13 protein-coding genes are annotated in these 16513 nt (G+C 43.1%); 1 reads left to right on the top strand and 12 read right to left on the bottom strand.

Going from position 1 to position 16513, the window contains the following annotated elements; all coding sequences use genetic code 11:
• Positions 1-6 precede the first annotated feature (6 nt).
• Together BLR42_RS05705 and BLR42_RS05700 are read right to left on the bottom strand one after the other, a co-directional pair.
• Positions 7-1179: a type 1 periplasmic-binding domain-containing protein gene (locus BLR42_RS05705; RefSeq protein WP_091867372.1), complete on the bottom strand. Its 1173-nt coding sequence runs from the start codon at positions 1177-1179 to the stop codon at positions 7-9.
• Positions 1163-3403 carry an MFS transporter gene (locus BLR42_RS05700; protein WP_091867370.1) on the bottom strand — a complete coding sequence of 747 codons (2241 nt, stop codon included), beginning with the start codon at positions 3401-3403 and terminating at the stop codon, positions 1163-1165. The genes BLR42_RS05705 and BLR42_RS05700 overlap by 17 nt, the downstream gene beginning before the upstream one ends.
• 484 nt (positions 3404-3887) lie before the next feature.
• Between BLR42_RS05700 and BLR42_RS05695 the strand changes: the two genes are divergently transcribed.
• The gene (locus BLR42_RS05695; protein ID WP_091867368.1) at positions 3888-4289 is read left to right on the top strand and encodes a YolD-like family protein; all 402 of its coding nucleotides are present in this window, start codon (positions 3888-3890) and stop codon (positions 4287-4289) included.
• A gap of 66 nt (positions 4290-4355) precedes the next feature.
• Here BLR42_RS05695 and BLR42_RS05690 read toward each other — a convergent pair whose 3' ends face one another.
• From BLR42_RS05690 to BLR42_RS05650, 10 genes are all read right to left on the bottom strand, one after another.
• Entirely contained in the window at positions 4356-5963 is a 1608-nt protein-coding gene (locus BLR42_RS05690) for a Y-family DNA polymerase (RefSeq protein ID WP_091867366.1), read from the bottom strand.
• Positions 5964-5974: 11 nt separating this feature from the next.
• On the bottom strand, positions 5975-6847 hold the full coding sequence (locus BLR42_RS05685; protein ID WP_242879226.1) for a BMP family lipoprotein: 873 nt from the start codon (positions 6845-6847) through the stop codon (positions 5975-5977).
• Positions 6832-7101, bottom strand: a complete 270-nt coding sequence (locus BLR42_RS23505; RefSeq protein WP_242879223.1) for a hypothetical protein — start codon at positions 7099-7101, stop codon at positions 6832-6834. Before BLR42_RS23505 ends, BLR42_RS05685 begins: the two co-directional genes overlap by 16 nt.
• Before the next feature lie 16 nt (positions 7102-7117).
• Positions 7118-7828 carry a purine-nucleoside phosphorylase gene (gene deoD, locus BLR42_RS05680; protein ID WP_091867364.1) on the bottom strand — a complete coding sequence of 237 codons (711 nt, stop codon included), beginning with the start codon at positions 7826-7828 and terminating at the stop codon, positions 7118-7120.
• Positions 7829-7951: 123 nt separating this feature from the next.
• A complete protein-coding gene (locus BLR42_RS05675) occupies positions 7952-8773 on the bottom strand; it encodes a sugar phosphate isomerase/epimerase family protein (protein ID WP_091867362.1) in 822 nt (273 codons plus the stop codon).
• A 17-nt stretch (positions 8774-8790) separates the two neighbouring features.
• Positions 8791-9690 carry an alpha-hydroxy-acid oxidizing protein gene (locus BLR42_RS05670; RefSeq protein WP_091867360.1) on the bottom strand — a complete coding sequence of 300 codons (900 nt, stop codon included), beginning with the start codon at positions 9688-9690 and terminating at the stop codon, positions 8791-8793.
• Between the two features lie 24 nt (positions 9691-9714).
• Positions 9715-10890: an iron-containing alcohol dehydrogenase gene (locus BLR42_RS05665; protein WP_091867358.1), complete on the bottom strand. Its 1176-nt coding sequence runs from the start codon at positions 10888-10890 to the stop codon at positions 9715-9717.
• Between the two features lie 192 nt (positions 10891-11082).
• The gene (locus tag BLR42_RS05660; protein ID WP_091867355.1) at positions 11083-13176 is read right to left on the bottom strand and encodes a hypothetical protein; all 2094 of its coding nucleotides are present in this window, start codon (positions 13174-13176) and stop codon (positions 11083-11085) included.
• A 434-nt stretch (positions 13177-13610) separates the two neighbouring features.
• Positions 13611-15365, bottom strand: coding sequence for a YARHG domain-containing protein (locus tag BLR42_RS05655; protein ID WP_091867353.1), 1755 nt, complete (start codon positions 15363-15365; stop codon positions 13611-13613).
• Positions 15366-15807: 442 nt separating this feature from the next.
• Positions 15808-16326, bottom strand: a complete 519-nt coding sequence (locus BLR42_RS05650; RefSeq protein WP_091867350.1) for a hypothetical protein — start codon at positions 16324-16326, stop codon at positions 15808-15810.
• Between the last annotated feature and the right edge of the window lie 187 nt (positions 16327-16513).

Raw genomic sequence — 16513 nt, 5'->3', positions numbered from 1 at the left:
TCCCCATTACTTTTTATCATCTCTGTAGATATAGTCCACCAGCTGAAGGTTGCTAAATGAAATGTCAAAATCTACTTTCTCCGCCGTTGTATAATTCACTCCTATCTTTGGCGTAGTTTCACATACCATATCCAATTGATCAAAGGATACCCCCTCCTCGGCATATCTTCGAATCTGCTGTACCACATGATTTGCCGACTCACTGCAATCAGTCATGGTAATTCCGAAAAGTACACCGTTGGCAACAGGCATAAGCTCATCCTGAGCCATGGTTTTAATCTTTTTCGGAATAATACAGTCATCAAGAAGCTCCTGCATTTTTTCCTCGTACTCAATGGAGGATACCGTAACAAGCAGACAGTCTATGCCTTTATCAGCGAGTTTCCTGTAGGCCTGTTTTAATTCATCATAATATCTTTCATAATCATCATCCGTAACAGGCTCATCCACATTTTCATATACAACCTCGAAGCCGTATTCCTTTGCTTTTGCTTCTATCGTCGGGATTCCTGAATAAATATATGCATCCCGGGAATCCTCATATACAACTCCGAGCTTTTTAAACCCAATGAATTTATAACCGGCATCCATCTGTCTGATATAAGGCGTGGTATCAACAAGCGCAAATGACCTGTCATCGAAGCGCTCCGTCTCGCTTTTAACAATGCCCGAATCGATAGGATCTGCCGCGTACATATTCATGAACTTATTCTTTTTCTCGTTATTTTTAAGATAAACACCCGACGCCGTTCCCATCGACAGAATAATATCTACATCATCGCGGTTTGTGACGCTCCTATAATCCTCTTCATTCATATCATCAAGATTGAAAAATGCATCTCTTACAAATACATATTTCGCCCCTGCAACATTGGCATCACAGATATCGTTCCATAATTTTTCGGTATCACCCGAAGATAATTTTTCTTCAAAATTCACGTCCTTATATTTCTCTGCAAAGGACTGACTAATGCTTCCCTCATAGGTGAATTCAATGGCTATATCCAACAGGAGCTGGGTAAACGAACCATATTCCTCGCTCTCAACATATCCTAATCTGATGGGAGTGCCGGGAGTTACATTTTCCGATGCATTCGCTTCGCACACCTTAGTAAGGGAGGAGATGATTAAAATACAAATTATGCAGATAGTTGCAGTCAGTTTATTTCGTGTTTTCATTATCTGCCACCTCCTTCGCTCTATTATCCTTGCTTTTAAAATAGAGTATTGCCGCTCCGTAAACTACCAGGCCGATTACCAGAGCTGCCACGATAATTCCGGTAGCATTAGCAGCGCCTTTGTTAAGACGCGAGGTTATTGCAATAGGTCCTATTCCTATCGCGATCTTACCAAACACCATCTGAAGAAGTGTACTCTGCTCCGTGACGGTTCCTTCAACATGATCCAGTCCCGAATCAATTACAACCATACCGAAGCAGTCCCACAGGCTTGTAAAAATGATAGCCAGTATCGCAGCCCAAATACTTGATGTTAATACAAAAAGGCCAATGCTCAGGGTCTGAAACAGCATATAAAGAAACATCGCCGGCCTTGTGCGCATCCTTTTCGTAACCCATTCCGAAATCGGATCCGTAAGGTATGCAATTATCATGAAATTGACCATCAGGAGTCCCGCCACCATTGAATTGGAGAAATTCATCTCATCTCCGAACAGCGGGAATGTATACTCCACAAACAGCGAAGCCATGTACAAAGGAATAACTACAAAGATCATGAATATGCTGACCTGAGGGATTCTGAGTTCCTTTACAGCTTCGAAAAATGAAATTCCCTTCTCGTTTTCCTGCTTTTCAGGGAAATGAGCGATGAATATAAGAAACAGACACAGACATCCGATAGCCGCACCTACCAGGAATACAACTGCATAGGATGCCACATCCGCTATAAGTCCGCCTATTACCACACCGCAGCATACACCGAGATTAATTGCCGCCATGTATTCCACAAGAAGTCTGTTATGCATCTCCTGATTTTTCTGGGATGCCGCATAGAGCCTTATGGCATTTACAATTATGCCGTCGCAAAAACCGAATATAAATCTGGATACGATAAGGAAAGGCAGATTAGGTGAAAAGGCGCACAATATATATCCGAGGATTCCGGCTACTATTCCGGCAATCAGCGTCTTCTTCATACCGAATCTGTTTATCAGAGTGCCGCAGCCAAACAGGCCGATTAGCACCGCAACCGAGAACATGGTATTGGGCATTCCGCCTAAAAAGGACATGGACTCGGGCAGATTCATCGCATCAAACATTTTATTACTGAACACCGAGAAAAAGCCGCTGTCCAGTGCAAAGGCAATACCTTCTGCAAAGACAAACAGACGAAAGCCCGGGATATATAGCTCTTTTTCCCGGCGGCTGTCCCTGTATTCGATATGATTGGTAAGGAACTTTATCGTCTCCAAACTCATAAAGATTGCTATAAGAATCAATATGATAATATCTATGGCATTGTTAATTTTTTTTCTGTTTATATAATCAATGCTGTAATTACAATTAAGGTTAATTCCATCCTTGTTCTGAACATCAATATTTATACATTTATTCTCGTCGGTATCCGCTTTGCTTTCCGTCATTATCTCCATGCTCGATATTTCCGGAATGCTCTGTGACAGGTCCTCAAGGTATTCCTCAAGTCCTGTGAATTCATCATAATCTACGCCCTTGTTGATGACCTCGTTTATATCATTTTCCACCGAGCGCGCTGTCATTATCGCTATCTTATCCAGGGAAGTATCGAAAGCAGAACTCACCTTCATCATCGAAAATGTGCCAAGCAGACACTGGGATGCAACAAGTATTATGATAGCCGTAATGCGCATCCGCTTTACGGTAAGTTCCTCTCCTCCCAGGATGAAACAGGAGGCGAAAGCCGCTATGATTACTGTAAGCATGACAGCTAAGCTTACCCTTACTATGTATTCCAGATATTCTCTCGTAGCAGCTTCTACTGATCCCTTATCAAACTTAAGAATCATCTCACCGCCATCGAAATCCACAAAAGCGTACAAACCATCAGACCGGATAACATATTCCTCATCCGGAGTGGTTCTTCTTACAGGCTCATCAATGTCACTGATTGCCTCTACTCTCTCCCCTTTGCTGTCAGTGACCTCCACACCGATAATGTCTGTAGACAACGCGGCTATGCCCTCCATGATGTCCGTAAGACCATAGAACTTATTGATCGGTTTTCCAAAGCTCAGCGCATAGTTCATCTTCCTCACGGCACTTGTCGTATTAAGGACTCCGGAATGGACCACCGTGTCAGCCTGCAATTTGCGGTATGACATGGTATTCAGGGCAGCGGAAAAAAGCGTCATTACGACACCCAGGAGAATCATTGTAAGAATTACGCGATTTCTCTTTATCTTCATAATGTCTGTCCTTATCTGTTATAGATATACCGCTTTAGCATTTCCTTGCTGTCTTCTCCCTCACGAAGGATTATTTCGTCGGGATGAAAAGTTAAGATGCTATTGTTATCCACAGGCTTTCCCTTTCTGCGCCGGGGCAAATGTTTTCTGGACTGAGGTATAACGCATTCTGCGCCGGGGCATGTGCTTTCTACGCAGGGCAGAATGCTGAAAAAGTAAATACAACGGCAAAATAGCACTTTTGGTACCCTTTTTAGCCGGATTTTTCTGCTTTTTCATTACCTATTGTAAATGAGAGTTCCTTTTTGCCAGTTTGGTACCCCTATTTTCTCAAATCATGGGTACCAAAACCGGAAAAATCCACTTATATTTACTTTTTATTACTTTTATCCATTAATTTTACCATTTTCCATACAATGATTATCTAAAATAAGTATAAAATCGGACATTGTACCGCCTAAAGAGTCTCGTTATACTATTAGGTATGGAGAAGTACGCAGATATAATTAATCTTGAAAAACCGGTCTCAAAGAAACATCCCCCTATGCCCCTCCAAAACAGGGCTGCCCAGTTCATGCCCTTTGCTGCTCTTGTGGGTTATGATGACGAGGTGTCAGAAGCGGGAAGATTTACCCGCGAGAGGATTGAACTGACTGAAGAAAAACAGTCAGAACTAAATGAAAAGCTCACGGAAATGATTGGTTCCCATGAGCCCGGTGATACATTATCTGCAACTGTGACATATTTTGTTCCCGACGAATTAAAAGAGGGTGGAGAATATGTTACTAAGCAGGTCAATATAATAAAAATCGATACCTTCAAAAAGTGTCTTGTACTTGAGGATAAATCAATAATTCTTATTAAGGATATCTACTCATTTGACTGATATTTGCGGTCACAAATTGTGACCGCAAAATTTTCGAACTATTCCTTTTTATGCCAAGGCATCCCCTCAGGCCTTATGTCCGCCTATCTGCTTACCTCGCTCAAGGCCGGTGGCACCTTCCTGAAGCGAAGTGCCTTTTACTATGGCGTTTTTCCCGAATTTCTTCTGAATCTCAAGAGTTGCCTTCTGAAGGGCAAGCTGTTTTTCATCGGACCTGGCGAGCTGTTTCTCATTAGCTCTGCTCTGCTCCTCATTCGACTTGGTCTGATCCACCTCATCTGCATTTTCCTTCCGGGAATCAGCGTTTTGCGAATTCATAATATCAAAAAGAGAAAGCTGCTCGTAAGACTCCTCTGTCGCTTTTTGTGAAGAAGCTTCATCTATCACATGCGATGCGACGATTGTCACTCTTCTTATCAAAAGCTCGGGAGCCACTTTTTCATCATAAATCTTTAATGCTGCATCTATTATATGTCCGGAGAGAGCCGTGAATTCGTCAAGGTTACAGCTTCCGTGCGCATGCTCGGGAACCTCTCTTCCGTAATAATCCTTTTTAATTTTACCTTTGTATTTCTTAGCTATTCCGGGAATCTTAAGGCTCTCCATGTCATAGCCTATGGTCAGGACTATCTGATCGGTAACCTTTTTCTCCTCCAAAAGCTGCATGGCAAGGGCATCCGCCATTTCCCTTACAATTATGCGTGCCTTATCAAAATCATAGGGACAATGCAGAACCTGTCCCTGACTTAGGCTGTTGTTCTCGGGCTTGTAGGCCTTTATCATCTCCATCGTACAGGGCTCGTATCCCCACGCATGATCAATGAGGAGCTCCGCGTTAATTCCGAAAAGCTTGTAAAGAAGCTCTTCGTTATGGAATTCCATGTCCTTTCCGAGGCTGCATCTTGCGATATCTCCCATCGTATAAAGCCCGACCTCGGAGAGTTTTTTCACGTAGCCTCTTCCGACTCTCCAAAAGTCCGCGAGAGGAGTATGATTCCACAGTTTTTCCCTATAGCTCATCTCATCCAGCTGCGCAATTCGGACTCCGTTTTCATCGGGTTCAACATGCTTGGCGACAATATCCATCGCCACCTTTGCAAGGTAGAGATTCGTGCCAATTCCGGCTGTTGCCGTAATTCCGGTGGCCTCCTGGACATCCTTTATCATGTCCATTGCAAGCTCCTTCGGAGTTCTGTTATAGGTTCCAAGGTAGCCCGTGGCATCTATGAAAACCTCGTCAATCGAGTAAACATGTATATCCTCGGGAGAGATATACTTCAGGTAGATTTTATAAATCTCCGTGCTGATCTCCATGTATCTTGCCATTCTCGGCACAGCGGCAATGAAATCCAGCTTAAGAGATGGATTTGAAGAAAGCTCGTTGTCATCATCCGATTCTCCTGTAAAAGTTCTTCCCGGAGCCTTCATCAGCCTATTCGCATTTATCTCCTTAACCTTCTGCTCAACCTCAAAAAGTCTGGCCCTCCCGGGGATCCCATATTTTTTGAGAGCGGGAGAAACAGCCAGACAAATTGTTTTTGAAGTTCTGCTTCTGTCCGCAACTACGAGATTTGTAGTCAGCGGATTTCTGCCTATATCATGGCATTCGACAGAAGCATAAAAAGACTTCAGATCTATAGCGATATATGCTTTTTGTTTTTCGTTTTGAGACATAGACTTAAGTATCAGTGTATATTGTCAAATACCTTAATTTTTATTTCAGTAGTCGGCATCGCTTCGATGTCATTTGAAATATTAACCTTTCCCTCATACATTGATGAAACAAGTGCCTTGTAGTCATCAATGGTAAAATTCTTCATGGACCAGGTATCCATCGGAAGCTGTACATAATTCGCTTCAGGGTCATCGCCCGAAACAATTCCCAGGCTCATAATTTTGCCTGCGTAGTTGTCCCAGTTTCCGTCGAACAGATCTGTAAGCGCTGCCTTTATTGACGGAGCAATTCCCTTCATAGCAGAAGTCACACAGATTCCGTCTCCGTAAAGACCGTCCAGAGATACAGACTGATCGACATCAACACCTATGATCTTGCCGCCTGCCTTCTTTGCAGCTTCTCCTGCTGATGTGAAAATTCCGCCGCCGCAAGAAAATACTATCTCTGTGCCATTCTGGTACCAGGTATCCATAACTGCGGTAATCGACTCATCGCCGAAGAACTGCCCTCCGTATACATAGTTTACTTCAACTTCCGAGGTATTTCCAAGTTCCTTTGCCGCATCGTCGGCGCCCTGGATGAAACCGTAACCGAATCTGATAACCGCAGGAACTGCCATTCCACCGAGAAATCCAAGCTTTTTGTATCCTTCCTTAACTACAGCATAGCCCGCCATATATCCCGCGAGCCCTTCGTTATATGTCAGAGAGCAGGTGTTCTGAGGAAGCTCGTAGACTCCTGCGCTTTCGAAATCGCCCTGACTGCAGTCAACCACGATAACATGAACATCTTCGTTACTGCCGGCCCAGTTTGCAAGGACTTCCGCAAACAGATACCCGGGCACTACTATTACATTAAAGCCATCAGCTACCGCATTATCAATTGCAGCAATTCTGGCATCATCAGTGTCCTCGGTGGGTTGTAGTACTGGAAATGCACACCTCTTTCCTCCGCAAACTCTTTTGATGCCTCATAGGTCGTCTGGTTAAAGGACATGTCCGTGACATCACCGGAGGTAGTGATCATCGCTATCTTGTATTCGCCACTATCACTGCCTTTGCTCCAGGAAGATGCGCCGCAGGCAGTCACGCCGGTTAAAAGTAACAGAGTAAGTAACATTGCTATAATTTTTTTCATCTTGTGCCTCCTATTTTCATAGTTCTACAGCAGTCTGAAGTGCGATTTCAATCATATCCGTGAGAGTTGTCTGCCTCTCCTCCGGAGTTATATTATCCTTTCTGAAAAGATGATCCGAGACAGAAAGAATAGAGAGCGCATTTTTCCCGGCATCAGCAGCATTCATGTAAAGCCCTGAAGTCTCCATTTCTGCCGCAAGTGTGCCAAAATCTCTGTAGCGCGCATACCTGTCCAGAGTGTCCGAGTAGAAAATGTCAGTCGAAAAGACATTTCCTACATGATATCTTACGCCTCTTTCTCTTGCTTTGTTCACGGCTCTCTCAAGAATGCTGTAGGTAGCTGTAGGGCAAAAGCACCCCACCAGTCCATATTGTTGTCCGTATGTGGAATCGTAATGAGCTCCCACCGCAAATATCAGATCTCGGGCTCTTATGCTATCCTGCAGTGCTCCCGCAGTGCCGATTCTTATGATATTATCAACATCAAAGAAATTGTAGAGTTCATAGGTGTAAATACAAATTGAAGGGATTCCCATTCCATGCCCCATCACGGACACTTCCTTGCCTTCATATTTTCCTGTGTACCCAAGCATCCCCCTTATCTCATTTACACACTTTACATCCGTAAGATAATTCTCCGCCACGAATTTTGCCCTCAGCGGATCTCCCGACATTAGAACTGTCTTCGCGAAATCACCGGGTTCTGCACCTATATGAGGTGGTGACATAGTTACTGCCTCCTCATCAGAAGTTCTCCTCTTATTTTACTATATTTCATCTCCTCATATTCTTAAACAAGTATAAAATATGAAAAGGGACTCAAGCCCCAAACAGGCAAAAGTCCCTTGAAATCATATACCTTTCAGAATCTCCTTAAGGTAATCCATATATTTATAATATTCTTCGTCCGTGCTAAGGTGCTCGAGGATTACTGGCATATCCTTATCCAGAGCACTCATTTTTGATACATAATATCTAAGCGGGAATTCACCGCATCCGGGTGCACATTCCTCAAGTCTTGTGGTGTACTTCTCGCTGAGATGAACGTCCTTAATATGACAGCTTCTGATCTTGTCGCCGAGAATATCAACGCATTCATCCACGAACTCCTCTGCCCTGAAGTAACGCTCAATGGAATTCGTCATGTTTATTATATCCATGTGCACTGCAAAGCGGTCTCTTTCGACTTCTTCAAGAAGCATTGCGTAGTCCTTGGGGCTTGTAGGAATCATCCAGGGCATGGGTTCCAATGTAAAATAGGTATTTTTAACATCAGCCCTGTCAATTATTTCTCTGACCATCTTTATGGTTTTGCTTCTTGCTTCCTCAGTGAAGTTTTCCTTATATGCCCCGTCCCATATCGGTCCAAAGGCTCCCGCCACATTGACGCAGCACCTTGCACCTACGAAATCAGCGAGCCTTAGCTGTTCCACGCAGTAGTCCAGATTTTTCTTTCTCTCGTCCGGATCCTGAGCAAGCGCATTTCTCCAGATTCCAACCTCCGCTATGGACAGCCCTGCCTTGTCGGCGGCTTCCTTATATTCAATGATCTTCCTTTCAGGTTCATTACTCTGCACAGGAAAAACTACCGTCCTGCACCCAAGCTCAGTCTGTGTCTTCGCCCAGTTTTCCGCAGAGTCATAGGCAAGGGGTGATGATGTACCAAGTCTCATTTTTTACTCCCATATAATCAAAGTTCGTACAATACTGAGCTGTCTATGTCGGAGACTTTTTCAAAACCGGTGGAGCTCATAATATATCGCAGCTCACTTTGCACTCCGCCTATGAACTTCTTAACGCCTTCCGAGCCCTCACTCTCAAGTGCAGGAAGCATGGATCTTCCCACAGCTGCAGCATCTGCGCCAAGGGCAATTGCCTTAAACACATCGGCTCCTGATGCTATGCCGCAGTCAACGATTATCTTTACATCTCTTCCCTCCAAAGCATCCTTTATTTCGGGAAGTACCATCATCGGAGGAACCGCATAGGGAACCCTGCCGTGATGGTGGCTGACAATGATGGCTTTAGCTCCAATATCTGCGCTCTTTACAGCATCTGCGACGCTGAGCACGCCCTTGACTACAAAAGGAAGATCCGTGAGTTCCACATAAGAATGGAGCATCTCTGCAGTCTGGAAACTCATCTCTTCTCCCACAACAACGTCGTAGCCTTCATGTCCGAATATATGATCAATATCCATACCTATGGCAAAGGCTCCTACCGACTTTGCAAAAAGCATCTGATCCTTCACCTTGCCGTTGTCGGCATAGGGCTTTACGATTCTTACGGTTTTTGCACCTGTATCGGCAATTTCCTTAAACTGGTCATTTTCCATCATTCCGCAGAAATTGAGAATGTTCAAATCCCTTGCAGCTTCGGAGTATTCTACAAGGCCGTTCTTTTCACGCCCCGCATGCTTTCCGAGATGTGAAAAGGCCGGTGTCATAACAGGCATAGAGAATTTCTCACCGAAGAATTCCGTCTCCGTATCCGCCTTCACGGAATCTATATATCTGGATTCTATCAAAATTGAATCCATGTACTTCTCTGTAATGATATTGGGATCAGAGATTCTTTTATAGTTTTCCATAAGTATCGCTCTCCTGAAAAAATCTTATACCATCATCTTGTAAATCTTCTCACAGTCCTTTTCATCCAAGGTTACAAAACCGGAAATACTTCCGTTTCTTCCATCGCCGTAGCAAAGAGCTTTCACAAGTGTCGGAATATCCTCCTCTTTTGCTCCGAGCTCTTCGAAATTAAGAGGCATGCCGATGCTCTTTAAGAAATTCTCAAGTGCTGCTATTCCTGCAAGTGCGGTGGCTTCGGGATTGTCGAAATCCATCTGGCATCCCCAGACTCTTACTGCAAGCTTTGCAAAGCGCATAACATCATGTTTATAAACATACTTAAATACTGCGGGCATTGTCACAGCGAGTCCTGCTCCGTGAGCACAGTCATAGAGAGCTGACAGCTCATGCTCGATGTTATGGCTGTTCCAGTCCTGGCTACGGCCTACGCCGCAGGAATTGTTATGAGCCATCATTCCTGCCCACATGATATTTGCTCTTGCTTCATAATTATTGGGATCAGCTATTACTCGGGGTCCCTCGTGAATCATGGCAAGAAGAAGTCCTTCTATCAGTCTGTCGGTAACCTCAACATCTTTTGAATTAGTTAAATATCTCTCGTGAAGATGCGCCATAATATCAGTGATTCCGGCCGCTGTCTGATAGGGCGGCAAAGTCTGAGTAAGCGCCGGATTAAGGATACTGAACTTCGGTCTGATGGCATCTCCGCTCGCTCCGCGCTTGAACATTCCCTCTTCCTTCGTGATTACGGAATCAGGGCTTCCTTCACTTCCGGCAGCTGCGATTGTGAGAATTGTTCCTACGGGAAGAGCTTCCTCAATTCTTTTTCCCATATAGAAATCCCAGAAATCACCATCGTAGATGGTTCCTGCCGCAATAGCCTTAGAGGAATCTATTACACTTCCTCCGCCGACAGCCAGCACGAAATCAACCTTCTCTTTTCTGCAAAGATCAATTCCTTCATAGACAAGTCCGCTGCGGGGATTGGGTTTAACTCCTCCGAGCTCGATATATGCAATCCCTTCTGCTTCAAGGGACTTTTTCACACGATTCAAAAGTCCGGATTTTACAACGCTTCCTCCGCCATAGTGAATAAGAACTTTATTTCCACCGAAGCGCTTAACATATTTTCCTGCTTCGTTTTCTGTATCTTTTCCAAATGCAAAAAATGTAGGTGAATAGAATGTAAAATTCTCCATTGATTATTTCCTCCTAAAAATTACGGATTGTTACTTTATACCTGCGAATTAACAGGTCGTGCCTGTTCGGTAACAGGGTTCACTTGCTTATTATAGGGTGGACCTCTTAAATCAACTTCTCATTTTCTGCTATCGCACTGATTAATTTTTGTTTAACCTTTGGACCGATTATTGAGATTTTTATAATTGTGTTTATCCCTTGGGCCAGTTATCGGGGTCTTTATAATATAGCTGTCCAGCGTAATCCATCATGTATCCGAAATCATCAACCGGTGCAAATTCAAAGTCCTTGTAAAATGTGCCATCGGAATAAAAGAGTCTGTAAATCTCGCCGTCTTCCAAGATGGGATCCTTATCCCTGAATTCGACGTAGCCTGTAGCCTCCACAAAGCCATCCGCATCATGTGCAGTGAAGGTTCCCACCGTATCGAATTCCATCCAGGTCGGTGCAATTCCGTCATCGTAGTAGAGATACCAGATTCCGGGAATAGCTGCGGCGTGTTTCCCTTCAAAAGTAACTTCGCCCTCTTTTAAATATGAGTCATCTATTATCGGTGCTCCAACCGGAGTTAATCCTGTAGGGGCAATGTTTTTCATATGTGCCAAAGTGTTCTCAAAGTCCTTGACCTCATTCAGCCTCATGCCCTGCATATCGGGAGACTTCAGGAACTTTGTTCCATCCTTATCTAAGTCATAAGGTTTCGTCCGGTCGCTTCCAAAGATGTTTATATCCGCAGTTCCTGCCGGTATATAATAATTTGGAAGTATCTCTCCCGTTTTTGGTGAGTAATACATCAGTCCGTACATTGAGTACTCTCCGACCTGCTTCACTTCTCCCGCTTCAACTGTGAAAAGGTGCACAGGATTCCAGGGACAGTCCCCATTTGCAAGCACAAGGTCCGGAATATCATCATCGTTTACATAGATGAGTTCGAAAACCACATCGCTAGCGTCTACAGGTCTGTCTTCCTCTCCAAAACCTTCTTCATACATAGTAGATATAACCGGATGCTGCATGTAATTTTCCAGAAAATCGGCGTAGGCTTTTGTGCTATCTGCAGTGCCTAAGAAACAGCTAAAGGTTCCGCCGTAATCCGATTCGAAAAATCCTGCCTTCTCATTGTCCCAGGGATTGTCGTATTTGCTTGTTCTGGAATCATAGGTGGCGTTTCTGTACTCAATTGATTTAGAACCGTCTTCATTCTCTGTTGTCTTTGAGTAATTTATGTTTACTATGCCATTGTCTCTTTCGATTATGCTATCCAGTGTATATCCCTGACTCTTCAGCTCTTTTTCCGCATTGATTCCGTACTTTTCATCCAAGGTATCCTCATCTATAAACCTTGCTTCGTATTCGGTGAAATCACCTTCACTTCTTGAGTAATAATAGTAATACGGCTTCCAGGTGTGCCCTGTCCACATGGGTTTGTCTGCCCCTTTCTCATAGTCGCAGTAATTGTCATAGGCATCGATGGTTATTATCAGATCGCCTGTGCTTTGATCCACTTCTGCATAACCCATTCTTGAAACAGATGACTCGTTTAATTTATCCCCGTCAACATAGTAGAGATTCGTCACCCTGCTTGTCACATAGACATCGCTGAATGCAATAAATCGCTTATCCGCACCTTCGATAATTCCAAAGACATTTTCATTATCAGCTGCAAAGCCAAATTCATCATGAATCTGTCTGCATTCGTTCTCGTTTACAAACCAGATGGTTCCTTCACAAGCACCAAGTTCATCCATGACTCCATCACCAACATAAAAGAAGCCCTCGATTTTTCCATCGGTATCGAAATCGTCCACAAGATAATACTTGGATGCCTTTTCCGGCGACACGCCTACTGCCTTGGCAACCTTAGCAGTGAAGGTGTCTGTCATCTTTGCAATTTCAATCTGCGACACTACCGGCGCCTTCAAGCCGTCTGAATCCGGCTCGTCTTTGTCGGAGGATGTGGATTCATCGATGTCGTTCTTTTCTGTATCGTTTGTTCCGGTGCCTGTTTCTTCGATGTCGTCACCTTGGCCATCGCCGGCTTTGCCGGTGCTGTCCTTATCATCGCCCAAATTATTCTGATTCGTATCGTTAGAATTATCCTGTTTAGCTTCGTTCGTATTGACTGCCTTGGCCATACCATCTTGCTCAGCCTGCGCGGAATCTACTTCTCCACCGTTGCTATTGCTATCTGAACCGGGATTATTGCTATTTCCGCATGCTGTTGCAGCAAGTGATAAAGTGACTATTGTTATCGATAGTAGTGACAACAAAGATTTCTTTTTCATGCTATCTCCCTCATATCATGCTGTGCCAAGATATATCATGTTTCAACCTTATCTTGGCAATGAAATAGTTCTCATGAACCAAGATATTTCTTGTTTTGACTTTATCTTGGTAACAAAATCTTCCTCCTGTACCAAGATTTTTCACGTTTCGCCTTTATCTTGGTAATGAAACAGATTTCCCAGACCAAGATATTTCTTATTCTCTTATTTTAGTAGATATTTCCTGGCGAAATCTGTGTTTTAATACTTTTCTCTGATTACACAGATGTATTTTTAGCGGAAATCTGTGCTTTTGACTTGTTCTCTATTTCCACAGACATTTTATCTGCAGTAGTCTGTGTTTCAGCTTAATTATTCTATTCCACAGATTCCCGCCAATCTACTCATCTGTGCTTTCACACAAATCTTTCATTCCATAGAAAAAGAGATCGAACTTACTTCTTCATCTTCTTCTCATACTTACTGATAAAGTCCAGGTTTTCCTTTTCATATACGTTCAAAAGGCTCTCATCAAAATCGTCAGGCTCGGTCATAGGGAAATACCATTCCATTGTCTCAAAATATTCCTGAAGCTTCTTATCTTTGAACTTTCTTCCCCAGCGGGCATATATCTCATTTCTTGCAATCCTGAGTTCTTCCTCACTGAAGCCCTTTAAGTCATCCTCAGTTAAGTATCTCTGGTCGCTGTCGGGAATGAGCTGTCCCTCTGTGATCGTACTCTGATCAATATCCGGCTCGTAAGACGGATTCTTTGCAATATAGTCAGGAAGATTGGATTTAAAACGATATGTGCCATTTTCCTCGGTGAAAGTCACACCATACTCCTCACCTTCATAATTGGTGTAGATAATAGTGTACTCACCATCCTCCAGCATTCCTTCGTTAACTGTGACAAAGGCCATATTGGTATCGCCATGCTCAGAAATGAAAAGATCATATTTCTCAAGATAAACCCAGTCGAGGTCGTTTACCATTTCATCGTAGTCAAAGCCGGTAGTCTTCTTCACATAATCCCTGACGTCCTTACCGGAAACAACCGTGAGATCAGTGTATATCTCATCATCACCGGTTGCCTTCAAAAATGCATCCCTGACCTCCTTCGTAGCTCCGTGCTGATCAAATCCGGCACCTGTATAGAACACTTCATTCCAGTCAATGTAGTGAGGATCCGTGAAAGACCTTAGCAGGAAACCATAGTAACCGATACTGTTCAGCTTTTTCTCAATTACCCTAAGCTCGGCCGCTGACATATTGTTCTTAAATACCTTCGTGGGCTCCCCACTATCTGCCTCTACGCCATCACCGCTATCTTTGAAAAGTGTAAGCGGAAGCTCTTCCTTTACCAAACTGTCTTCCTCATTTGAAAAATCCATATCGGTGATGTCCAGTTTTTCTGATTTTTCCACATCATCCGTTCCTAATGTATTATGGTAATAGGAGGCGGTTCCGTCATGATTATCTTCTGAAAAATAGAAATCCTCCCATACTTCCTCTGTGCCATCATCGCTTAGATGGCATACCCCAAAGTACTGGTACATAATGCCGCCTGAACCCAGATAGCTGAACTTTCCGTCGCCTGCCCAGTAATAGCAGCTTCGATTAAAGCCATCAAAGACTAAAACAGGCTTATTATCCTTGCAGGTATAGCAGCAATAGACAATTCCTTCATTCCCGGGTCCTATAAAATCTTTTTGTCTGTTTCTTCCAACCACAAGCTCCGGCACGCCATCACCGCTGAGGTCTTTTATCAGATAACCGACGGTATCATTCATGATATCTTTTTCAACATAATTCACGTCTTCCAACATTCCCATCGCAATATAGTCGGAAAGTGGACCTTCGTAGTCGTAGCCGTTTTTCAGAATGTCACGATAAGCATCGAGAACAGGTGCGTAAACTTCTTCGTAAGCTGCTATAGGAATCGCATCTGTTCCGGCATCGCCTTTGGACGAATCAAGTGTGGATAATGAATCTTCGCTGTCATCTGCCTGTGCATCTGCATTATCTTTATCTGCGTCATCCTTGCCTTCGGAAACAGCACTGTCTTCTTGAGCTGTTTCTGCTACGCTGCTATTCTCATTCTGCGCGTTTGAACCCTTGCCGTCACCTGCTTTTCCGCAAGCAGTCATATTCAGCGCAATCACTGCAGCAAGTGTTAATGAAAATGCCTTTATATAATGATTTTTCATATTCACTCCATGTGAGAAGTATTAGTATATTTTCATAGTGCAACAACTCTTCTTATCATTTCTGGATTTGTTGTACCTAAGAATTCTCTAAACAATAAATTTTGTTGGTATCAGCCGGTTTGTTGCACCTTAGAATTCTCTATACAATAAATTGAGCTGCTATCAGCCGGTTTGTTGTTTACAAAAATAGTCGCAACAACAAATCTAACTATTCTTTACGGATTTATTGTACAGGTGCCTTTTCCCTTACAACAAATATATCCATAGCTGCTCCATTTATTGTATTGCTCATTTTTCCTTACAATAAATTCAAGCAACACTACTTCTTTTGTTGTTTCCCTTATTAATCATAATACATTTCTTATTCTTCACTACCGCCATAAGTAGGTAATTTCCGATTTTCTGCTGATTCCAAGATAATAAACAAGACTTCCGTAACCTATCACTTCACCTTAAATCCCATATCTACAAGATCATCAAGTTCTTCAAGAAACGGATACCCATAAGGAATATTGTCGAATTGTCCGTTGTCGGTAACCCTGGTTCCGTCTGACAGCCAGTATTCCAAATAGAAATCCATACCATCCAGTACGAAGTCATCACTCTTGATTTCTTTGATCTTATAGATATTGTACTTATCCAGAATATTTAGGAAAAGCTTGACCTCAGCATTACTCGCCTTGTAATATTTCTCCCAATCATTTGAGAAGTAATATCCGTCAGCCAGCTTTACCACTTGAATCTTGTAGCTATTTGGCACAGCAGCCATCCCACCACCGGCTGAAAAGACAAAGTTAGTTAATTCCGGATCTTCTTCACTATCCAGCACCACAGTGTAGCTTTCTTTCTGCAATTTCAGCATTTCATCATGAGAGATAGTTTTCTTGCTCCCGCATCCTATAAGTGAAAAAAGCAGAAGTACAGTTATAGAAGTTACTACAAATGTTTTCATAGTTTTCATGATAGCTCCCCTCATAACAAGTCCCATGCAACTATATTTAATCATATAAAAAAAAGGAATCGATTCTATATAAACCTTCTTTTGAAAATACGGAGGAATCTATATAGTGACTCCCCCGTATTTTTTATCTTTTTATTCACTTCATCAGCTTGCTATTCTCTTTGCTATCTTTCGCATAGTAAGCTTA

Origin of the sequence: Butyrivibrio sp. INlla16 (assembly GCF_900104155.1) — a bacterium.
Classification (GTDB): Bacteria; Bacillota; Clostridia; order Lachnospirales; family Lachnospiraceae; genus Butyrivibrio.
This window is presented reverse-complemented; position numbering and strand designations above follow the sequence as displayed.